Raw genomic sequence first — 21,731 nt, forward strand, 5'->3', positions numbered from 1 at the left:
CATGACTAAAAAGGTGATAGCAACCCTGGTACTGCTCTCGGTATTCAGCACTTATGCTTCGGCAGCTGCCTTGCGTGTGGCGGCCGATCCGGTGCCGCACAGCGAAATCCTCAACCACATCAAACAAACCGATAAAAAGCTCGATCTGAAGGTGATTGAGCTCAACGGAAATCTTAACGCCAATGAACTGTTAGCGCGCGGCGATGTGGATGCAAACTACTTCCAGCATGTGCCTTATTTGCGCGATCAAGAAAAAGCGTTGGGGGAGAAATTTGCAGTGGTGGCGACGGTGCATATTGAGCCGTTGGGTATTTACTCGCATAAAGTGAAATCCCTGAAAGATCTGCCTGATGGCGCGCAGGTCGCGGTGCCCAATAATGTCACGAACCTCAGCCGTGCGCTGTATCTGCTGCAGGATAGCGGTCTGATTAAGCTCAAGGGCAGCAACGCCAGTTCACTGGTGACGACGGCAGACATCAGTGACAATCCGCATCACCTCAAGATCATTGAAATCGAAGCGCCACAGCTGCCGCGTGCACTGGATGATGCGCAACTGGCGATCATTAACGGTAACTACGCGTTGCAGGCGGGGTTAGTGCCATCGAAAGATGCGCTGGCGCTGGAGCAGCCAAAAGATAATCCGTATGCGAACGTGCTGGTGACGACGCCAAAACTGGCCCATGATCCGCGGATTCTCGAATTAGCCAAAGATCTGGAGTCAAAGCAAACTGCTGAATTTATCAACCAGCACTATCAAGGTTCGGTGATTCCGGTCAACCCATAATCCCGCCTCGCCACCTGTTTCTGGCAGGTGGCGATTCACCTCTTCTGTGTTATATTTCGCCACAAACACCCATCGCACTTTTTGCTAAAAATAAAAAATATCTTATAAATCAATTGCTATGAAAACTTTCACCAGGAATAATCGGTGATGCGCTGCATCATTCCGCGATCGCTGCTGTTGTGCTTCAGTTTGCTATTGAACGCCTGTGGCACGCTGTCACAAACTTCTGCGCCGGTCGGCGATAAAGTCTATCTCTCCCATGCGACCTTCAATGAAAACGTCGATGACATCGTGCGGCATTACATGCAGCAAAAGCAGGTGTCGGGCATCAGCATTGCAATTATCCATCAGCGCCAGCCTGCGCAGTTTTATAGTTTTGGCGTCACTGATGCGGTACACCGTTATCCGATCACACCCGATACGTTGTTTGCGCTTGGATCGCTCAGCAAAGGCATAACGGCGGAGGTGATCATTGAGCTGGTGGATCGCGGTGAGCTGCGCTGGAAGGATACGCTTGCTACGCTGCTGCCGCCGGAGGTGCCGCTCAGTGAAGATGCAAAACGCATCACGCTGCTGCAACTGGTCACGCACACCTCTGGCTTGCCGCGTCAGGATATGGATTTACCGATGTTTATGAAATTTATGGCGTATCTGCGCAGCGGTGAGAATTTTTACGGCAACCTCGATAGCGATGCAGTGCTGAGCTATCTGGCTGATTTTGACGCACCAGCAAAACCCGCGGCGCAGTACTCCAATCTGGGCTATGCGCTGCTCGGCTATATTCTGAAGCATCGTCTGCATCAGGGCATCGAAAGCCTGGCGCAACGCAATCTGTTCCAACCCCTGGGCATGACCAGCAGCAGCTTCAAACCACAAAGCCTGCGTGGCTATCCGATGCGTGCGCTGGGCCATGCGGGCGACCAGCCAAAGCTGATTCCGCGTGGTGAGTTGACGCCGGATTGGGCATTCAGCAATAACATGGTGGCCGCCGCCAGTTTGTATAGCAACGCACGTGATTTAATCCGCTATCTGGATGCGCATCTGCACAATGACGCCAGCGCACCCATCAATGCGGCTTTTGCGCAGGTCAATCACGGTTACGAGCAACATGGCAATCAGTCTCAGAATATTGCCTGGGTAACAGACACCTATGGTGATCAGAAAATCACTTACCAGGTGGGTTACATTGGCGGTTACTCCAGCTTTATCGGATTTGATAAGCAAAATGGCAATGCCATTGTGGTGCTGCAGAACGCCTTTAACTGGAGCAACTATCTGGGTATTGCTCTGTTGATGGATCTGGCACAGAAGAATCAGGCAGAGTAGCGAACATGGTTGCTTGCAATTTTACTGCGCCAAAAGTCGCTTTTGCTGAGGTATGCTGTGCAGCGAAATTTGACGCGCAAAACGCGCCGGGGGAACCTTGTGCGTGCTGCACTTGTCAGTAGATTGGACAGTTAATAATTAACCAGAGTGGAAATCACCAATGCGCAGGACACACGTCACCCTTCTTTCTGCAGGAATTTTTCTGGGCGCTTTGAGCCTGACTCCAGCCGCACTGGCTGAAGGCGAGCAAACGGATAACGTACCACCGCCACCTCAGGTGCAGCAGACCGCACCCGACGCACAAACTCAGGCTCCGGCAGTGGATGCCCCGGCCAGCAATGAACCAGCCGAATCCAGCGGTGATGTGGCACCGATTCGCCCATCGCAGAACGGGATGCAAGATGCCCCTGCCGGGCAAAATAATTACGATCTGAATACCATCATTATCGACTACAAAGAGTACAAAGTCGGTGATGTGGTACCCGATGAGTATCGTAAAAAGCAGTACACCATTGTGGAGTGGCAGCCACGCCACCTGCCAGCACCGCAGCCTGGTACACACTGGGCTTATATCAATGCCAACTACATCCTGATCACCGACGACAGCGGCAAGATTGTGATGGGTAAATCTGGCGACATCTTCTTCAAAGGTTAATCCTTTGTCGCGGCGGCTATCAGGCCGCCGCTACTTCACGTCCAGACATTGCGCGATGCGCGCGACGCCGGCAATGATTTGACTGGTACTGCTGTTGCCATACCCGAGCACCAACCCTTGTTGCTTTTCCTCTCCCAGATAAAACCCCGACAGTGCACCGGGCGCATAGCCGCTGGCCATCAGCCTCTCCACCACTTCTGCATCTTGTTGTGTATCAGCCAGGCGCAATACCAGATGCATGCCGCACTCGCCGCCCAGCAACGACGTCTGCGTCCCCAGGGTTAGCAACAGTGCTTCGCGCAAGCTGGTTTGACGCTGCCGATAGAGGCGACGCATTTTGCTCAGATGACGGCTGTAGTCCCCGCTGTGAATAAACTGGGCCAGCGCTTGCTGTTCGGGGCGATTTCCCCCGCGCAGTAACTCATGCAAGGCCGGACGTAACAGGGCCAATAGCTGGGGCGGCAGCACCATAAATCCAATGCGAAGTGCCGGAAACAGCGTTTTACTGAACGATCCCACATAAATCACCGATGATGGCTGCATCATGCCTTGCATCGCAGCGATCGGTTCGCCGCTGTAACGGAAATCACTGTCGTAGTCGTCTTCTATAATCCATGACTGATGTTGGCGCGCTGTGGCGAGAAGAGCCATACGACGAGGCGCGCTCATCACCACGCCTGTAGGATATTGATGAGTTGGGGTGTTGTAGATCAGCCGCGGCGGGCGCTGTTGCCAGTCACGGGTTTGCGGAGCCAGGCCTTGTGCATCCACCTGAATAGGCTCAACGCGCATATCCCCAAGGCGCATGGCGGCTTTTGCTCCGCGATAGCCCGGCTCTTCCACCCAACCTATGTCGCCGCGCTGGCTTAGAAGAGACACGCACAACGTCAGCGCCTGCTGCGCGCCTTCGGTAATGACGATTTGCTCCGGTGTGCAGCGGACGCCGCGCGCCAGTGCCAGATGTTGGGCCAGTGCGGCACGCAGAGCAGGCTCGCCGAGCGGATCACCGTAGCCGAGGAGCTGCTGTGGCTGATGCTGCATCACGCGATTAAGCGTTCGTCGCCACTGGGCCAGCGGGAAGTGTGCCAGCGCGGGAACACCGGGCCGCAGCGCCATCTCCTGGCTTAGGGGGCGGTGGTTGGAGCGAAGCTGCGCCACTCTTGGCGGTAACAGAAGGTCACTGGCGCTGACGTCGTGATTAGGGGAGGATGGCGGTTGCGCGAAAGGACTGATGCGGCTGCCCTGACGATCGCTAATCAAAAAGCCTTCGGCCTGAAGCTGTGCCCAGACGCCGGTTACGGTATTGCGTGACACCTTAAGGTCGGCAGCCAGTTGACGTGTTGAGGGCAAAGGCGTTCCTGCGGAGAGTGCGCCTGTCAGAATGGCTTGTTTAATGCGTTGTAACAGCTGCTGCTGTAGCGTAAGTGCGCCCTCGGGAAGTAACGGTGCCAGTAGCAGGCTGTGCAATTCACTCTCATTCATTATGATTCTTCGTGGATCCATAAATTTCACTGAATGTGGTGCTTTTTAACATGCCAGCGAACTGGCACGCTGTGCAACAGGTATTCTCTGACAAAGGAATAGAGCGATGACGCAACACACTAACCAGTACGGACAACCGGTAGGCGCACCTTTGCCAGAGTGGCAATCGCGCAGTTGGCCCGCTTATGAGACCTTTACCGGCCACTACTGCCGACTGGAACCACTCAGTGCTGAACGCCATGGCCGCGAACTCTATGCTGCCTATGCGCAGGCCAGCGACGGGCGTGACTGGACCTATATGTTTGCTGAGCCTTTCACCGATGAGGATGCTTATCTGGCCTATGCCAGCAAGATCGAGCAGGGTCGCGATCCGATGCATTTCGCGGTGATTGACCTGCAGACTCAGCGTGCCGTCGGAACGTTGGCGCTGATGCGCATCGATACCACGCACGGTTCAATCGAAATCGGGCATGTGGCTTTTTCGCCGCTGCTCAAGCAAACCCGTATGGCAACGGAAGCGCACTATTTGTTGATGCGCTACGCACTGGAGCAATTGGGTTATCGTCGCTACGAATGGAAGTGCGATAGCTGCAACCAGCCCTCACGCCAGGCAGCATTGCGGTTAGGTTTCCAATTTGAAGGCACTTTTCGTCAGGCAATCGTGTACAAAGGCCGCAGCCGTGACACCTGCTGGTTCTCCATTATTGATGGAGAGTGGCCGCAGTTGAAACAGGCCTTTGAGCGCTGGCTGGCAGCAGACAATTTCAATGAGGATGGAACGCAGCGCGCAAAGTTGCAGGCGCAGTGTTAATAGCATGTTGACAGCCGGGCGGGATACCCGGCTCAGTTGCTTAACAGATATTTGGTGGTAAACGCGATCATTGTGGTGGCGATAGTGAACATTATGCGTCTCATCCAGACATTGTCTTGTTTTAGCTCGGTAAAACCAATCTGCATGCGTTGATCTAATTCGTTAAATTTAGCATCGTGCTGGCTGAGTTTTTCATCGATTTTCTCAAACCGCTGGTCGATCATTTCAAACTTTTCATCTATTTTTTCAAATTTTGCATCGATCTTTTCAAATCTTTCATCGATCTTTTCAAATTTCATATCGATTTTGTCGAATCTTTCATCGATCTTTTGAAATTTCACATCGATTTTGTCGAATCTTTCATCGATCTTTTCAAATTTCACATCGATTTTGTCGAATCTTTCATCGATCTTTTCAAATTTCACATCGATTTTGTCAAACCTTGCATCGATTTTGTCAAATCGCTGATTGACCTCCGTTTCGAACTTGTCAACACGCCCTTCAAGAGAATCAATGCGCTGATTAGTCGCTCTTTGTTCTCGTACTAAGATTTCCGTTGCTTGCGACAAGTCGAATTTGGTTAAGGCATTTTCTTGCTGCATGTCAGCAAAAATATCCACCATGACTTCGGCCTGCTTGTCCGCAACGCCCGCGTCCTGCAAGGCTTTATAGGCTTTATGAGTGTTAAGCATTGTCAATATCATCCTTATTTCCTCTGGTGTCGTTCCATGAAGAAGCAAGCGTATCCAGAGGGTGATAGTTTCTCAATGTGACAATATGGATTTTGCGCGCTACCTCGGAAAAAATCAATGCTTACAATGAGTAACGTGAATGGCTAATAAAAAGGCCTGCGCACAGGCAGGCCTTGGTTTGTGAAAGAAATAGTTCGCGTTACGGCTGTGGAATTATTTTTATCTCTACCATACCGATACCCAATTTACGCGGGTCCTGGCCCGTGATGTTGCCATCGTTGGAGGGCTGGGGCTCCGGCGGTGCGATAACCAAATTGTGGCTGCCGTTGGGGTTACTGAAGTGCAGCGTGGTGGTAGAGAATTCATCACCGAGATTCAGTCTCTGCTCCTCATCACCGACGCGCACCGGGATGGGCCGATGCGCATTAGGGCCATAGGCGCGTGCGGTGATCACCAGATCAAAACGGGCGGGCAACGGATCGACATATTCGATGTTCACTTCCGGTGCCAGATTGGCATTCGACCATCTTCCCCAGCTCTCGGGCCGTGAAATCCCGGTGAAACCTTTCACGCCAGTGGGGGCGCCAGGCACGGTCAGCAGGAAGCTGTCGGCGTTATAGCGAATCGCATTATCTTCCACGCGAATCTGCTGCTCGTTAAGTTGATAAGTCGCGGCACTCACCTCGACTTTCGGGAATTGCGCTTTGCCCTTCCACTGCGGTTTATCGATGCGCGTTACCGTCGGTTTTGCGCCCATCTGGCCCATGGCGACACAGAGATCGGTAGAGAGGGCCAAATCAGGCTGCCATAAGCGGCCCATCTTGAAGCAGCGATCGACCCAGACGAATTTATCCGAGGCGGTAAAGTCCGCGAGCTGGTAGCGCAGTGGAGCAGAATATTCGCCTTCTGGCAGTGGCTCGACGCGATCCTGCCCGACGCGGAACAGAATCGGCAATTTGAAGGTTGATCCCGAGAAGCTGAAGGTGTTTTTGGGCTGATCGATGGTGAAGACATCCATCTTACTGGGGAATTTCCACAGCTGAATGATATCGGCTTTCCATGCCGTCACCTTCTGCGCCATGTCTTCAAACTGAGCCGATAAAGATGTTGAAGAGAGGCCGCTGCGGCCGAGTCCAATTGCCTTATCACCACCCAGAATATCCAGCACCGTCGCACCGTTATCCAGGGTGCTGCGTTTGCCATCCAGCACTTCCGCCTGTGGCTCGTCACCACGAATCACCATAAACAGATCGCGGCGCGGCTGCTTAATCAGATACTGATGCGCAGTGTTATTCATGGCCAGATGATCCGAACTGACCACGATGATGGTGTTTTTAAACCATGGCGACGCTTTGATACGCGCAATCAAACGCGCGACATGCTCTTGTGAGCATGCCACAGCGCTGAAGGATTGATTGGGTTTTCCATCGTAGCTGTAACTTTTACGCTGACAGCTGCGCGAGATAAAGCCGTCAGGATGATGGGTGTCCACCGTCAGGGTAAATAAGGCAAAACGCTTTTGCTGACGTGAAAGTTCTTCATACTTCTCAAACACTTCGTCCATCACCGTGTCATCGTAAAAACCCCAGTTGTTGCGGTAGCCAGGATCGGCAACCCGGCTCTTTAACTCTTCTGAACCATACATATGTGCGGGCGAAAAGCCGTGTGACAGCAGGAAGGTGTCCTTGCCCGCAAAGCGTAAATCCGCGCCCTGAATAAACCAGTTTTCATAACCGGAGTTCTTCAGGATATCGCCGAGGCAAATATTCTGTGGGTAGAAGCTGGAAAGCGAGGCCGAGGCGTTGCCATCAAAAGGCGCAAACAGGGGAATACCGCATTGCGAAGCCACCATCCCCGCGATGGTGTAATCGGTGCCTGGCAACTGTTCGGTTTCACTGAAATCGATGCTCTGGTCTTTTTCGCGACTCAGTTCCGGCGCGAGTCCGGGGAAAGCATCTTGATCAAAATAGGTGCGTTCAAGGCTCTCACCGTAGATGTACACCAGGTTAAGTTTGGGTTCGGGAATGGTTTTATTGGGCGTCTTATAATAGTTATCGAAATCAGAGTCGGCCAGACGTGAGTGCGAGGCAATAAGATCTTTCACCTGACGAAAAGCAGGTGTGGTTTGCACCGAACCTGCCGCGCAGGCGATAGCCAGTAAACTCCAGCCTAAATGATGCGGCCGTCTACGGCGGCGTAGCAGCCAGGAAAGTAGGCAAAACAGCAAAAACAGGCCAATGATTAATCCAATGGCGGGCACCACATATTTACTGACGCCGGCACCTGTCAGGCTGTTGGTCAGGGTATACAGCACCGCATCGGTGATGCCATCGCCGGTAAAATAGTTGCTGGCAAACAGCGTGGCATTGAGCACGATAAACAGCGTGAGCAGCACTAAGATCAGGATAAACCAAAATTTATTTCGCCCGGCTTTACAGGAGTAAACGGCGATTGCCGCTAAAAAGAGTACAACCGAAACCAACTCGGACAAGGTTTGATCCTCACATAAATTAGTGACGCCATCCCTGCGCCCTCGGCCCTCTTTGGGGGTTATGCGTCAATTTATATGGGCTGTCACAGTGCTGCAACATAACCACACAGAATTGTGCGGCGGGTTCCGATCCGTTTAAGGCAGGTTTATATTGACTATGGTTTGACCTGGCAGCAACGCGCGCGTCGCTGCCAGCGAGGGGCGAGGAGGGATTAGAGCTTACCAGTCAGATACTGCGCTTCGCCGTCGGCAAAGCTCCAGTCGCCTTTGCTGTTAGTGATAAAACTGATCATCAGATCGTTGCCCTGCACGCCACAATTTTCCTGCAACTCGCGCGCTAACTCTGCCATGAAGAGCGTTTTCTGTTCTTCGCTTCTTGGGCTGGTGTACACGCGCACCATCACCAGGTTATCGGTCCGCTCGAAACCCAGCCCAGTATCCTGAAACACCATTTGATAGCGTTTATTCTCATGAACAATCTGATAGCGATCCCGCGCGGGTACTTTGAACGCGGTTAATACCGCGCGGTGCGCGGCGTCCAGCAAGGTACGAATTTCTGATTCAGAACGGCCCTGAATCACATCAAAAGTCAGTAACGGCATAAATAAACCCTCGTTTTTGCTCACAAGATAAGAGTAGGATGTGGCTTTATGCTGCCGCTTGCTGCAGGAAAGAAAAAGCGCGCTGGTTGAAATGATTATTTATTATTTTGAACAATCCATATGAAAGAAATCAAAACTGATGCGCTCTGGGTGCATTTGCACTGGCTAACGGTGCTGGCTGAACTGGGCAGTTTTACTCGTGCAGCTGAACGATTAGATGTCAGCAAAGCGGCCATGAGCCAAAAGATTAAAGAGTTGGAAGAGATGGCGGGGGTGTCACTGGTGCAGCGCACCACGCGCAGCGTGCGTCTGACCTCGGCGGGCGAGAAGCTGGTGGATGAGTTGCGCGATCCTTTCGCGCGCATCGCTCAAAGCTTTTTCAGCGTACGTGATGAAGCCGGGCCAGTTCGCGGCCTGGTGCGTGTCAGCGCGCCGGTGGCATTTGCACGTCAGCAGCTGGTGCCGATTATCGGTGATTTTTTGCGAGAGTATCCGCAGGTGCGGCTGCAGTTGGATGTTACCGATCGCTTAGTGTCGTTAGGCAGTGAAGGATTTGATCTCGCCATCCGCCACAGCCAGACATTGCCCGAAACCCATGTGGCGTTGCCGCTGTGTGAGACGCGCGCGCTGTTAGTGGCCTCGCCGGCTTATCTGGCGCAAAACGGTGTGCCTCAGGTGCCAGAATCGTTGCAGCAACATAACTGCCTCTACTACCCGCGTGGTCTGGAATCGCCACAATGGCGTTTCCGCCCGGTGAGTGGCGGCAGTGAATCCGTGCAGGTGAAAATTCAGGGTAATTTTGCCACCAATAACAGCGAATCAATCCGCGATGCCGCGTTGCAAGGGCTGGGCATTGCCATGCTGCCCGATTTCAGCGCCGCGGCGGCGCTGGCAGCAGGCACGTTGCAACAGGTTCTGCCGCAGTGGCAAACCGTGGATGCTTTTGCCGATCGGCTGTGGGTGGTACGCCCGTATGCGGCACAGGTGCCACGGGCGGTGACCACCTTTATCCACTGGCTACGCGCGCGCTTTGTTGATGGGTGAAGCCAACGCCATCGCCGCATGCGGCTGCATCATCTCACCCAGCAGGCTGCTGCGGTTGTAATTGCCTAAACGCAGGTTGAAGTCGAGGTGCATCTGTTCGTTACCGCTGAGCTTAATCACCGGTGGTGGTGTCATAGGACGCTGGTTGAACAGGATGGCATGTGCAAACGCCTCGCTTTTCCAGCCGCTCAAACGCTGATAATAGTAAGCGTTGGCTTCACACTTGCGCAGATAGAGATTCACCCGACGATATTCCCGCATCGCCGCCTGTTGTGCCAGTGAACCCAACTGCTGCTGAGGTTGATCAATTTTCTGGGTCAGGAGTGAAAAGTCATCGCGCTTGTTGAGCTCGTTGAAATAATTCTGCTCACCCAGATGTTTGATGGGTGCGTATTGCTTCTGCCATTCACGAATAAACGGGTTATTCGGAGCCGCCGCCAGAAACCAGTTTTCAATCACTGGCGCCAGATAATTGACGGTGGAGTTTTCACGATAATAACCAATCACATCCATGCAGCGCTCTTGATGAGCACGATGTACCCATGAGAGATCTTCAAATAACAGCGTTCTGCAATCAATGGCAATACCGCCGTAGCGCAACAGCAGTTCCAGACGAATGACTTCGCTTTTTTGCTGTTCGCTTAATAATGTTGAGGTGAAAATAAAATCAGGTAAAACTTCTTTTACCGTTAATCGATTGAGCAAATAGATATCGTGATCAGGATTATCTTTGCGCAGCTTTTGAATATTTAACATCATGGATTTCGGTAAATATTCATTATCCCAATACATCCACACTTTTTTCGGTATTTCTGGCAGCGACTTTTCGCCAGAAAACAACACGATATTGTCCTCTTCGCGAGGATCGTACTCCGGCGCGCAGAGCGCAGTATGCTGTTTTTTCTGCAGTAATGTCTGGCTGGTAAAAGCGATTCTTTTCCAGTTCTGCCAGAGCGCGAGCGCTGGCTGGAGACGTTTTTTATTCATGGTGCACCTGATTATTGTGATTATGGTGGCAAGGATTCCCTGATGCTGGCAGCTTATGCGCTCTTATGTTTCCTCACGGCTGTGTGTAAAAAGTACTCACATCAGCTTAATAAAGCATTCTGGCCTTAGAGGCTATGACTTTTTTTTTCTTTCAGATAAAACGGAAAATGAAGGATCCGTTAAGGGTAAAATTTCCCGGAAATAATTGAATGGCCGACTGATTTTATAATTAATCATCATTAGGACTATTCCTAATAAAATAACTTGGCCTTGGCGCTGGCTGCGGCTTAGATAAAAAATCCCCGCATTCAAATGGTTTAAAGCGGCTACATTTTTCGCTGGCCTGGCAGGGATTTGCCCCTTCCTGATGCAGGTTAACTACGCTTAGACGAGGTGGTTAACACAAAGGAGGCACTATGCAGCCACACAACCGTGGATTACTGGCGGTCGATAAGCAGGGGAATCGGGTTCTGTTTCTCGATCCCGACACCTTTGCCGTGCAACAGGAGCTGAATGCGTTTCCGCCGCGTCCGCATGAGCTACTGATGTTGCCTGAGCAAGATAAAGCCTATGTGCCGATCTATGGTGATGGCATTCATGGAGACAATCCCCACCCCGGTCACAAAGTGGCGGTGATCGATCTACGCAAACGCCAGATCAGCGGTTTTATCGACTTATCTCCGTTGCAGTCGCCCCACAGTGGCCAATTGGGCCGCGATGGCAAAGTCTACCTCTGCTGTGAAAACAGTGCGGCCGTGGCAGTCATCGATCCCGTTACCGATAGGTTGGAAAAAATGATTAAGCTGCCATCGCACAATGCGCATCGTCTGACGCTCTCACCCAGCGGGCGTAAATTGTTCACAGAGAACGAAGAAGACGCCAGCATCACGGTGGTGGATCTGTGCGAGGCAGAAGGGCGCATCATTGACAACATTCTGCTGCCGGGGCCGATCTCCGGTATCGCGGCCTCGCCGAAGCATCCTTATCTGGTCGCTAGCGCGGCCGACGCGCCGTTACTGTATGTGGTCGATCGCCAAAGCCATCGTATTCGCCAGCGCATTAAACTCACGGCCCATCAACAGCCCTGCCAGGTGGTACGTTTTAGCGCCAACGGTGAGCGATTGGTAGCAATTGGCGATCAGGAGCCGCTCATCACACTGTTTGATGATTTACTCAATCCGTTGGGGGATGTTCCGGTCGGCAACAAACCGATGGATGGCTGTTTTAGTGCTGATAATCGAACGCTGTTGATTGCCAATGAAGGCGATGGATCATTAAGCGTGATTGATTTGCTGCAAATGAAAGTGATAGCGACCCCGAACGTCGGAAAAGGCTGTGAGGTGCTGAGTTACTTCCAGTTGAACTGACTGCGGGGGATCTCCTTGTGGCAACGTTCGTCAGGCACCTGATCGCGACGTTTGATTGGACGTAACAGGGTTAAATAAACGGGCGGTGGTAAATCGCGCTGCTCCAGTGGCGGCTGCTGGCATGTTTTTCCGCCTGCCAGCCGCGTTTACGCAATTCCCGGGCGATCATTTTGTTCATGATGCCGTGCCCCACCAGTAACACCGTTCCCTGTTTTGATAACGTGACCAACTTATCTGCCGCCTGACGCGCCCGTGCTCGGGCATGAGTCAACGATTCCACATGCCCGGCGTAACCGCATAACCATAACAGGCGCAAAAGAGCGAGCCAAACAGTCAGCGGCAGGTGCAGGCGTTCGAACGGCAGCAGCGGCATGGCCACTTCACTGAAAACCTCATCCACCTCATGCGGTTGCAGGCCGAGACGCGTGAGCGATGAACGCGCGCGGGGTAGCGGGCTGGAGGCGATCACGCGGGCCATTCGAGCGATGGCCATACTGCGCGGCGGCGGCGAGTCGCAAATGTCGGCCAGGTCATAGCCTTCACACCAGTCGGCCAGCGCTCGCGCAGTAAAGCGCCCGCTGACCGGATGGTCAGGTTTACCGTGTCGCATGAGGATGATGGTCATAGGCGCCCTGTGTGATTTTTACCCAGTGTAATGCAGGTGATAGCTGAACCGCACTGGCGAAAGGGTTTTAAGATTAATTCGCAATTGTCATTAAAGCTTAACTGATTTGTGCGAAAAAAAGCGCGATGAAGGATCAGCCACAACTCAGCTAATGATAAGCAACGCTCGTTAATTGCATTGAGGTTAATGCGCTGCTGTTGGTTTGAATGAGCTGTAATGTTATGAATTAACGCCATTTTTGCTTTCTAATCCCGAGCTATAGTGAAGATAAATTAATTATTTTCACTTTTATCACTTGATTTATCTACGCGCGTAGATAGACTGTGTCCACAGTGATAACTCACGGTGCCAGAGACAAAGTTGGCCTTGAGATGACGTGGTTACATTTGCCTTATTAATGCGATCGATGAAAAAAACATCGACGAGAACAGGCGAATGAGTGAATTCCAACACCAGGGAGTTCTTTTGACTTTCATCCAGGTTTGCCTACTGAACGTCTTCACCGGGGAGTTCCGCTTGTTGCAAGGGAACCGTCCCACGGAAGGGCGTTTGCTGTTTTCACCTATTTCAGGGAAAAGGTCATGACGGTACATCAGTCCGTTTCGCAACAAACTTCACTGAGCACCTCTTCAGCTGCTGACATGCGGCTGGAAACCTCTTCTGGCCGCAAAGATTTCTGGCGCGCCACCTTCTCTTGCTGGCTCGGCACGGCAATGGAGTATGCGGATTTCGCACTCTATGGCCTGGCAGCAGGCATCATCTTTGGCGATGTGTTTTTCCCCAATGCCACACCCGCTATGGCGCTGCTCTCCAGTTTTGCCACCTGGTCCGTCGGGTTTATTGCACGTCCAATTGGTGCGCTGCTGTTTGGCTGGATCGGTGACCGCAAAGGTCGCAAGACCGTGATGATCGCCACCATCATCCTGATGGGCGCATCGACAACCTTGATTGGTCTCATCCCTTCTTACGCCACGATCGGCGTCTGGGCACCCGCTTGTCTGGTGCTGTTGCGCTTTACCCAAGGGTTGGGCGCCGGTGCGGAACTGTCTGGTGGCACCGTGATGCTGGGCGAATATGCCCCGGTTGCGCGTCGCGGTCTGGTCTCTTCCGTGATTGCCCTCGGCTCGAATAGTGGCACGCTGATCGCTTCGCTGGTATGGCTGGCGGTGATTCAGATGGATAAACAAACCCTGCTGGATTGGGGCTGGCGTATTCCGTTCCTCAGCAGCGTGCTGATTGCCGTGGTCGCGTTGTGGCTGCGTCGCCATCTGCGTGAAACCCCGGTGTTTGAGCGCCAGCAGGCGCAACTGCAGGCAGAGCGTAGCGCCACATTGCAGCATGCCGCCGCCGAGATTGATACCCGCAGTTTCTGGCAGCGCAGCCGTGCGTTCTGGACGATGGTCGGCTTACGTATCGGCGAAAACGGTCCTTCTTATCTGGCGCAGGGCTTTATCGTCGGTTATGTCGCGAAAGTGCTAATGCTCGATAAGTCGGTGCCAACGACGGCGGTGTTTATTGCCTCGCTGCTGGGTTTCCTGATTATTCCGTTTGCCGGTTGGATGTCTGACCGCTTTGGCCGCCGTATCACCTATCGTGGTTTCTGTCTGCTGCTGATGATTTACGCCTGGCCGGCATTCAGCCTGATGGACAGCCGTGACCCGGCGATTGTGATCCCGGTGATGGTCGTAGGCATGGCGCTGGCCTCGCTCGGTATTTTTGGGGTGCAGGCCGCGTGGGGTGTGGAAATGTTTGGTGTCAAACACCGTTACACCAAGATGGCGGTGGCAAAAGAGCTGGGGTCTATCCTTTCTGGAGGGACAGCACCTTTGGTGGCTGCGGCGCTGTTATCGTTCACCGGACACTGGTGGGCGATTGCCGTGTACTTCTCGGCGATGGCGACCATCGGTTTTCTGACCACGTTTGTGGCACCGGAAACGCGTGGGCGCGATCTGAATCTACCGGAAGATGCGATCTGACGCGCAACACGCTGTAAGTGAAACAGTGCCATTGGCCGGTTATTCCGGCCAATGGCATTCATGCAGAGGCAAGAGCATTGGCGAAATCCCCAGGCGGAAATGTAACACGTAGCGATGTGGCGAAAGCCGCCGGCACCTCAGTGGCAGTGGTGAGCTACGTGATTAACAACGGACCGCGCCCGGTGGCGGAAGCCACGCGGCTGCGCGTGCTGGAAGCAATTAAACAGACGGGCTATCGACCGAATGCGGTGGCGCGAGCATTGGCATCCGGCAGCACCAAAACCTTTGGCCTGGTGGTGCCGAATATCAGCAACCCCTTCGTGGCTTCGATGGCGCATATGCTGCTGCAGGAGTCGCTGGATCACGGCCACGTGATGCTGCTGGGGGATGCCGGAGATGATCGCAAGCGTGAGCTGGAACTGATTCAGGGCTTGCTGAATCGTCAGGTGGATGGCCTGTTTTATACCAGTGTCGATCGCCACCCATACATTGATGTGATTCAGGCCAGTGGCACACCGCTGGTGATGCTGGATCGCGTTGCCCCCCGTCCTGGCGTGAGCATGTTGCGGGTCAATGAGCGCGAGGCCTCGCGTCAGGTGACTGAACATCTGCTCAGCCACGGTTATCAACAGGTTGGCATGATCAGCGGTCCGCTGGAGATGTTGAATGCCCAGGATCGTATTCAGGGCTGGCGCGATGCCATGGCAGAGAAAGGCCTGCAGGCAGATGAAGCCCTGATTTTCCCTGCCAGCTACTCGCGACAAGGCGGCTATGACGCTACAAAACGTATGATTGCCAGCGGACAGGTGCCGCGCGCGCTGTTTACCAGCAATGAGGGCCAGGCGATTGGCTGTATCCGTGCGCTCTCTGAACACGGTTTGCGCGTGCCGCAGGATGTCGCCCTGGTGTGCTTTAACGGCACCGATCAATCCGCGTTCCATGTCCCGACATTGACGACCGTACGTCAACCGCTGCGGGAAATGGCACGCAGCGCTATCGCCATGCTGAAAAATGGGGATGGCGAAGCCCAACTGGCAGAGTTCCCTCACTATCTTGAAATCGGTGAGTCCTGTGGCTGCCTGCTTACTCAAAAAAAATAAACCTATAACATTATGAAAAGACTGATTATTGATTGTGATCCGGGAAATGGAATTGCAGGGGCGAACACCGATGACGGCCTGGCGCTGGCACTGGCGTTGGCATCACCTTCGCTGTCGGTTGAACTGATCACCACCGTCACTGGCAATACGCCGAGTGCGGTAGGGGCGCAGGTTGCCAAAGATTTACTCCAGCGATTAGGGCTGAATATTCCCGTAGTGCAGGGCGCGTTGCAGGCACTCCGCGAAGACCCCGCCCCCTGGCGCGCACGCCTCGATGGCGTCAAGGATGCGAACCTCGCTGAACTGTGGCGGGGCGTGCGTAAGCCGCAGTTGCTCGCGGCAGATGGCAATGATGCCGCAGGTGTGATGGGCCAGCTGATTTGCGATAATCCCGGCGAATTTACTCTGGTGGCGATCGGTCCGCTGACTAACGTGGCGCAGGCGTTGCAGCGTTATCCACAGATGGCTGAATCCGTGGCAGAAATTGTGATTATGGGCGGTGTGTTCGCTTTAGATGATTACATCAAAGACACCAACTTTGGTCTGGATCCCGAAGCGGCGCATCAGGTGCTGCACAGCGGTGCAGCCATCACGCTGGTGCCGATGGACGCCACGACACAAACATTGATGACCCATCAGGATCTTAATCGTCTGACGACCAACGATCATCCGTTACCGCAATTTGTCCGTGAAACGTTGCGCCCGTGGATTGATTACTCGATTCGCACCCGCCATCTGCCAGGCTGCTGGATCCACGATGCGCTGGTGATTGCCTGGCTATTGAATCAGCGCGTGGCGGATGGGGTGGATTACTTTGTCGATATTGAGTTACGCGCTGGCGCAACGCGCGGCAAGAGCTGGCGGTATCGGTCGCCACTGCGCCTGGACATTGGCGTGCCGGAGCAGACCGGGGCATTGGTGCACGTGATGCAGAACGTCAACAATCCGTTGCTGCTGGAGATGATTGAGAAGGCGTTTAATCAACTGCAGCGCTGAATGCCCATAGATGGGTGCGGCACACTGAGCCGCACCCGTCTTCCTGCCATACCGCCAGGAATTTGCCCTTTCAGATGGCACTGCTGTACGGCGGTGCAATGTTTCACTCGATGACACGCTTCCTTACACCGCGAATCACTCCCTGACAATTCCCCGCCGCAGCCCCCCTTTCTGACATGCTATATACAAATAGTTAACACAATAATAACCAGCGAAATCATTCGCCGGATAACGTTCCAATAAATTCTGGTCAATGAACCGGAAGCTAATCAGACAGGATACCCCTATGTTCAACTGGACTGCGACCCAGCGAAACGTGGCGTTTGCCAGTTTCGCCAGCTGGACGCTGGATGCGTTCGACTTCTTTATCCTGGTGTTTGTACTCAGCGATCTTGCCCAGTATTTCAACACCAGCGTCTCCGATGTTTCTGTTGCCATTATGCTCACGCTGGCGGTTCGACCAATTGGCGCGCTGATTTTTGGCCGTCTGGCTGAGAAGTATGGCCGCCGCCCGATTCTGATGCTCAATATCGTGATGTTCTCACTGTTTGAGCTGCTCTCTGCATGGTCACCGAACTTCACCGCCTTCCTCGCCTTCCGCGTGATTTACGGCGTGGCGATGGGCGGCATCTGGGGCGTGGCATCGTCACTGGCAATGGAAACCATTCCGGATCGCTCGCGTGGGCTGATGTCCGGCATCTTCCAGGCGGGCTACCCTTGTGGCTACTTGCTGGCCTCGATCATTTTTGGGCTGTTTTTCGAGTCGGTAGGCTGGCGCGGCATGTTCCTGATTGGCGCATTGCCGATTCTGCTGCTGCCATTTATCTATTTTAAAGTGCCGGAATCCCCGGTCTGGCTGGCTGCACGCGAGCGTAAAGAGAGCACGGCGCTGCTGCCGATTATTCGTCAGCACTGGAAAATCTGCATCTACATGGTGCTGCTGATGGCGTGCTTTAACTTCTTTAGCCATGGCACCCAGGATCTCTATCCGACTTTCCTGAAAGTGCAGCATCAGTTTGATCCGCACACCGTGAGCATCATCGCCATCAGCTACAACATTGCGGCGATGCTGGGCGGGATTACCTTTGGTGCGTTGTCAGAACGCATTGGCCGTAAGAAAGCGATTATCCTTGCCTCCTTCCTTGCGCTGCCGGTGTTGCCGCTGTGGGCGTTCTCCAGCGGATCCTGGATGATTGGCATCGGCGCGTTCCTGATGCAGTTTATGGTGCAGGGCGCGTGGGGCGTGGTGCCGACCTATCTTACCGAACTGGTGCCTGCGAATGCACGTGCGGTACTGCCGGGCTTTGTTTATCAGTTGGGTAATCTGATTGCCTCGGTCAATGCGACCTTGCAGTCACGCATTGCCGAGGCTCACGGCGGCAACTACGGCCTGGGGATGGCAATCGTTGCCGGTACGGTGGCGGTGCTGATTTGCGTGTTTGTCGCCTTCGGGCGAGAGACGCGGGGTATTGAAATATCCGGTGCCGTGGCGCGCGAACAGCGTTAAAGCGCCTCGCAGACGTCGACCCATTTCGCCGCAGTCAGCTCAGCCATGCGCTGCGGCGAAATGCGCACTGCACTGTGAATCGAACCTGCCGCGGGCAGCACTTCATCAAAACCGCGCAGGGTCACATCACAATAAACGGTCAGCGGATTTTCCAGTCCAAAGGGGCAGACGCCGCCTACCGGGTGTCCGGTCCAGTTCACCACCTCATCGACACTCAACATGCGGGCCTTAGCGCCGAGTGCGGCTTTCAGCTTGCGGTTGTCGAGGCGGGCATCACCGCGCGTGACGATCAGCACAATGGCATCCTTCACTTTCAACGACAGGGTTTTGGCGATTTGCCCCGGCATCACGCCATGGACGCGTGCGGCCAGTTCTACCGTGGCGGTGCTTTCCGGCATCTCGATGATGTCGATATCCGGTGCATGTTCGGCAAAGAAGTGCCGTACCGACTCCAGGCTCATTTTTTTCTCCGGTAAAAACAGAGCCTAAAAGCTGCCATAAGGGGGGAAAAGTGTAAACGGGATAAAAAGAGAATCTGTAACAGAATGCGCGCAGGTTAAACCACTTTTAACGTGCAGTTACCACAGCGTTCCACGTCCGGAATGCGATAGCGCTGGCAGCAACTGCGACGTTCCATCTCGCCATGACGCGGGATCATGGTGCGATAAAGCGGATTGTCGCTGCCATCCAGCAGCGTCTGGGTGAAGAACAATGCCTGTTCCAGCTGAGTGATGACGGGCGCGGATAACTGGCCTTTCAGTTCACCGAGGAACCAGTAAAACGAATAACCCATGTTGTTCCAGATGAGTTTGGCGTTGATATCACCGTGCTGCGTCATGCCGTTGACAGCCGGGATCAGGCATTGCTGAATCAGGCGGTCAATGCGCTGCTGTGCACTCAGGTAACGCGCCTCTTCATCTTCTTGCACATCAATCCAGAAAGCACAGGGATGGCCGTTTTTATGAAATTCCACATGAATCAGATGGGGTGCGCACTTCAATGCCCGCGGCTCCTGCAGCAACATCAGCATCAGCGGGGGCAACAGCAAGCCAAAATACCATTGTGCCCAAAGTGACTGCAGCGGTTTGGCTTCCTGTTGCACATCAGGGTGATTGCGATAGAGATAATCGCTATAGCGCTGTGTCAGGCGACGATAGTGCAGCGGAGTGGACCACTCGGCCAGCGTCAAGGTCCCTGCGGGAGCGGCCTGGCCGAGTTTGACGTTATCCAGCATGTAGCTTCGTTGCTCACGCATCAGATCTTCCAGTGCGCTCGCTAAGCTGCGGTCGCTCTGCATAAAGATCAGAGGATGGTCGCTAAAGCGATGATCCTGACGCGTAATGATGGTCATGCCGGTCCTGAGTGATAACGGGAATCGTGAGACAAATGATAATCGTTACTGTCAATGCGAACAAGATGTCATCAAGCGAAGAAGGGGGATGGCGCCACTTATCAGGATCCGATGCCGCTCCGTGATAAATGGCTTCGCTCATCTACCGGTTACATCAGGTCATTACTGACTTGCGTCAGCCTCGGCAAATCTTCCCAGGCGAGTATGGTGTTACGCCCCTGATTTTTCGCGACGTATAATGCGCGGTCAGCATTTGCCACCGCCTGGTCAAACTCATCGCCAAAAATAGGCGCGATCCCGGCACTGATGGTGACATGAGTGGAGACCTTTTCATTAAAGCGATGCGGGATTTCGAGGTCCACTACGTACTGACGAATGCGCTCCGCCAGCTTCATCGCAATCGAGGCATTAACGTTGGTCATCAGCACCAGAAACTCTTCACCGCCATACCGTGTTACCACATCGCGTGAACGCACGGCATCACGAATGGCAACCGATACCCGCGCCAGCGCCTGATCGCCCATCGCATGACCGTAGTTGTCGTTGTAGGCTTTGAAGTGGTCAATATCCAGCAGCAGTACGTAATGACTGCCCGCGTGGTTTTCCAGGATGGTGTCGAGGCGATTTTTCAGGCCACGGCGGTTATACAAACCAGTGAGCGGATCCAGCATACTCAAATCGCTAAAACTCTCTTTTTCCTCATATAGCTGGCTAACCAGTCGTCGGGTAAAAGTATCAAAGCGGCGGCGCATTAAATGATGCAGCGAGAAACCAATCAACGGCAGCGTGATCGTAAAAATGATCATCATTAAATGCTGACCATCATCTAATAACAATACGGTTAATACGGGGGGCGTAATGTGTAAACAAAATGCGATCAAATAATCACTGAGCGCAATGGCACTGACAAAAAATACGCTTAACAAGCTGATTATTAAAAAGCTGCCATCAAAATAAAAAACCTGATGATACCTGTGGTTAATGTGCCATGCCCAGAGCGCACCTAATATCATGGCAACAGGATTTAATAGCGGTAATTTCCGTTTTGGCATCATCAGACAAACGGTCAGTAATGTCAGGCTGAAAGCCGCGACGATCCCTACTGGCAGCGAGCTTACCGGGCTATCTGTGCCTAAAAAAGGTAACAGGCAAAAAAGCGAAACGGCGACATTTAAAAACAAAAAGAGCATCAGCGAAAGCCGATATTTGCTGTGTTTCAACTCATCATAAGATTGTAATTTCATTATTATTACTCTTTACAGCCCTGAAATATCAAAGCGCTACCCGTGGGAAATACTCCCGCAAATCGGATAGTGAGCACGTTATTGACGTGTTATCGAAATAGTTATCGGCGGCAATTTAGCATTTTCCAGTAAATCTGTCATCCAACGCATCCCGCGATAAAAAATTCGCTGCAAGATGAGAAATATTGTCATATGATAATACGAATATTTATCATTTGAGGGTTGCGCGATGATCATGGCGATGATGGCTGCCTGCGGCTTATGGGGCGTGAGCTGGATGATGGGTAAGCGGCTAGACAGCGGTTGGGGAGTTTTATTGCCCTGTGCGGCTTTACCGATTTTCGCGCTGTGGGAGCCGAGTTTCAGCCAGTGGCGCGTGGTGATGATTGTGGCACTGTTGCTGACGGTAGTGATGCTGTTCCATCATCGTCTGCGTCACTATCTGCTGCTGCCTTCTTGCCTGGCATTGGCCGGGGGCGCTGCGGCCGTTACGGTGAACTTCCACATTATTTGATGCCGTTTTCGAACGGCAGAAACGACAAAACACGCTTAGCGCGTGATTTTTTTGGTTTAATTCAACATTGGGAATTGACTGCCAGGAAAGTAAGACAACGTGGTGCGAAGGGAGGGACTTGAACCCTCACGTCCGTAAGAACACTAACACCTGAAGCTAGCGCGTCTACCAATTCCG

Annotated in this window: 20 protein-coding genes; 11 read left to right on the plus strand and 9 right to left on the minus strand. The window is 53.2% G+C overall.

Annotated features, from left to right (window positions below; translation table 11 throughout):
* Position 1 precedes the first annotated feature (1 nt).
* The 3 genes from JK231_RS20665 (at position 2) to JK231_RS20675 (ending at position 2,765) form a co-directional block, all read left to right on the plus strand.
* Complete coding sequence (locus JK231_RS20665) at positions 2–784, plus strand: MetQ/NlpA family ABC transporter substrate-binding protein (RefSeq protein WP_211729364.1); 783 nt, start codon at positions 2–4, stop codon at positions 782–784.
* A gap of 147 nt (positions 785–931) precedes the next feature.
* Entirely contained in the window at positions 932–2,110 is a 1,179-nt protein-coding gene (locus JK231_RS20670; RefSeq protein WP_211729365.1) for a serine hydrolase domain-containing protein, read from the plus strand.
* Between the two features lie 160 nt (positions 2,111–2,270).
* Positions 2,271–2,765, plus strand: a complete 495-nt coding sequence (locus JK231_RS20675) for an RcnB family protein (RefSeq protein WP_034826295.1) — start codon at positions 2,271–2,273, stop codon at positions 2,763–2,765.
* 30 nt (positions 2,766–2,795) lie between these two features.
* Here the strand turns inward: JK231_RS20675 and JK231_RS20680 are convergent, their stop codons facing one another.
* A complete protein-coding gene (locus JK231_RS20680; protein ID WP_097118279.1) occupies positions 2,796–4,247 on the minus strand; it encodes a PLP-dependent aminotransferase family protein in 1,452 nt (483 codons plus the stop codon).
* A gap of 106 nt (positions 4,248–4,353) precedes the next feature.
* Here JK231_RS20680 and JK231_RS20685 point away from each other — a divergent pair, with 106 nt between their 5' ends.
* A complete protein-coding gene (locus JK231_RS20685) occupies positions 4,354–5,058 on the plus strand; it encodes a GNAT family protein (RefSeq protein WP_211729366.1) in 705 nt (234 codons plus the stop codon).
* Positions 5,059–5,090: 32 nt separating this feature from the next.
* Here JK231_RS20685 and JK231_RS20690 read toward each other — a convergent pair whose 3' ends face one another.
* From JK231_RS20690 to JK231_RS20700, 3 genes are all read right to left on the minus strand, one after another.
* A complete protein-coding gene (locus JK231_RS20690) occupies positions 5,091–5,750 on the minus strand; it encodes a hypothetical protein (RefSeq protein WP_211729367.1) in 660 nt (219 codons plus the stop codon).
* A gap of 199 nt (positions 5,751–5,949) precedes the next feature.
* Positions 5,950–8,241 carry a phosphatidylglycerol--membrane-oligosaccharide glycerophosphotransferase gene (gene opgB / locus JK231_RS20695; RefSeq protein WP_211729368.1) on the minus strand — a complete coding sequence of 764 codons (2,292 nt, stop codon included), beginning with the start codon at positions 8,239–8,241 and terminating at the stop codon, positions 5,950–5,952.
* Between the two features lie 212 nt (positions 8,242–8,453).
* Positions 8,454–8,843, minus strand: a complete 390-nt coding sequence (locus tag JK231_RS20700; RefSeq protein WP_034826287.1) for a tautomerase family protein — start codon at positions 8,841–8,843, stop codon at positions 8,454–8,456.
* A 120-nt stretch (positions 8,844–8,963) separates the two neighbouring features.
* Between JK231_RS20700 and JK231_RS20705 the strand changes: the two genes are divergently transcribed.
* Complete coding sequence (locus tag JK231_RS20705) at positions 8,964–9,887, plus strand: LysR family transcriptional regulator (RefSeq protein ID WP_045832974.1); 924 nt, start codon at positions 8,964–8,966, stop codon at positions 9,885–9,887.
* Here JK231_RS20705 and JK231_RS20710 read toward each other — a convergent pair.
* Complete coding sequence (locus JK231_RS20710) at positions 9,861–10,874, minus strand: capsular polysaccharide synthesis protein (RefSeq protein WP_211729369.1); 1,014 nt, start codon at positions 10,872–10,874, stop codon at positions 9,861–9,863. The two genes, JK231_RS20705 and JK231_RS20710, sit on opposite strands and share 27 nt — an antisense overlap.
* A gap of 416 nt (positions 10,875–11,290) precedes the next feature.
* Between JK231_RS20710 and JK231_RS20715 the strand changes: the two genes are divergently transcribed.
* Positions 11,291–12,241 carry a WD40 repeat domain-containing protein gene (locus JK231_RS20715; RefSeq protein WP_211729370.1) on the plus strand — a complete coding sequence of 317 codons (951 nt, stop codon included), beginning with the start codon at positions 11,291–11,293 and terminating at the stop codon, positions 12,239–12,241.
* A gap of 70 nt (positions 12,242–12,311) precedes the next feature.
* Here JK231_RS20715 and JK231_RS20720 read toward each other — a convergent pair whose 3' ends face one another.
* Positions 12,312–12,866 carry a histidine phosphatase family protein gene (locus JK231_RS20720; protein WP_097118285.1) on the minus strand — a complete coding sequence of 185 codons (555 nt, stop codon included), beginning with the start codon at positions 12,864–12,866 and terminating at the stop codon, positions 12,312–12,314.
* Positions 12,867–13,447: 581 nt separating this feature from the next.
* Here JK231_RS20720 and JK231_RS20725 point away from each other — a divergent pair.
* From JK231_RS20725 to JK231_RS20740, 4 genes are all read left to right on the plus strand, one after another.
* Positions 13,448–14,842: an MFS transporter gene (locus JK231_RS20725; protein WP_211729371.1), complete on the plus strand. Its 1,395-nt coding sequence runs from the start codon at positions 13,448–13,450 to the stop codon at positions 14,840–14,842.
* A gap of 77 nt (positions 14,843–14,919) precedes the next feature.
* Positions 14,920–15,942: a LacI family DNA-binding transcriptional regulator gene (locus JK231_RS20730; RefSeq protein ID WP_211729372.1), complete on the plus strand. Its 1,023-nt coding sequence runs from the start codon at positions 14,920–14,922 to the stop codon at positions 15,940–15,942.
* A gap of 12 nt (positions 15,943–15,954) precedes the next feature.
* On the plus strand, positions 15,955–16,938 hold the full coding sequence (locus JK231_RS20735) for a nucleoside hydrolase (protein ID WP_160868542.1): 984 nt from the start codon (positions 15,955–15,957) through the stop codon (positions 16,936–16,938).
* A gap of 253 nt (positions 16,939–17,191) precedes the next feature.
* Entirely contained in the window at positions 17,192–18,445 is a 1,254-nt protein-coding gene (locus tag JK231_RS20740) for an MFS transporter (protein WP_182057222.1), read from the plus strand.
* Here JK231_RS20740 and JK231_RS20745 read toward each other — a convergent pair.
* The 3 genes from JK231_RS20745 to JK231_RS20755 form a co-directional block, all read right to left on the minus strand.
* Entirely contained in the window at positions 18,442–18,906 is a 465-nt protein-coding gene (locus JK231_RS20745) for a YbaK/EbsC family protein (RefSeq protein WP_034826269.1), read from the minus strand. The two genes, JK231_RS20740 and JK231_RS20745, sit on opposite strands and share 4 nt — an antisense overlap.
* A gap of 95 nt (positions 18,907–19,001) precedes the next feature.
* Complete coding sequence (gene fhuF, locus JK231_RS20750) at positions 19,002–19,796, minus strand: siderophore-iron reductase FhuF (protein WP_211729373.1); 795 nt, start codon at positions 19,794–19,796, stop codon at positions 19,002–19,004.
* Positions 19,797–19,945: 149 nt separating this feature from the next.
* Entirely contained in the window at positions 19,946–21,040 is a 1,095-nt protein-coding gene (locus JK231_RS20755; RefSeq protein WP_034826268.1) for a diguanylate cyclase, read from the minus strand.
* Between the two features lie 229 nt (positions 21,041–21,269).
* Here JK231_RS20755 and JK231_RS20760 point away from each other — a divergent pair, with 229 nt between their 5' ends.
* Positions 21,270–21,554 (plus strand): DUF1435 domain-containing protein, encoded by a 285-nt coding sequence (locus tag JK231_RS20760; protein WP_034826266.1) that lies wholly within the window; start codon positions 21,270–21,272, stop codon positions 21,552–21,554.
* The last annotated feature ends 177 nt before the right edge of the window (positions 21,555–21,731 follow it).

It is taken from the genome of Pantoea sp. JGM49 (assembly GCF_018257655.1).
Taxonomy (GTDB): domain Bacteria; phylum Pseudomonadota; class Gammaproteobacteria; order Enterobacterales; family Enterobacteriaceae; genus Pantoea; species Pantoea communis.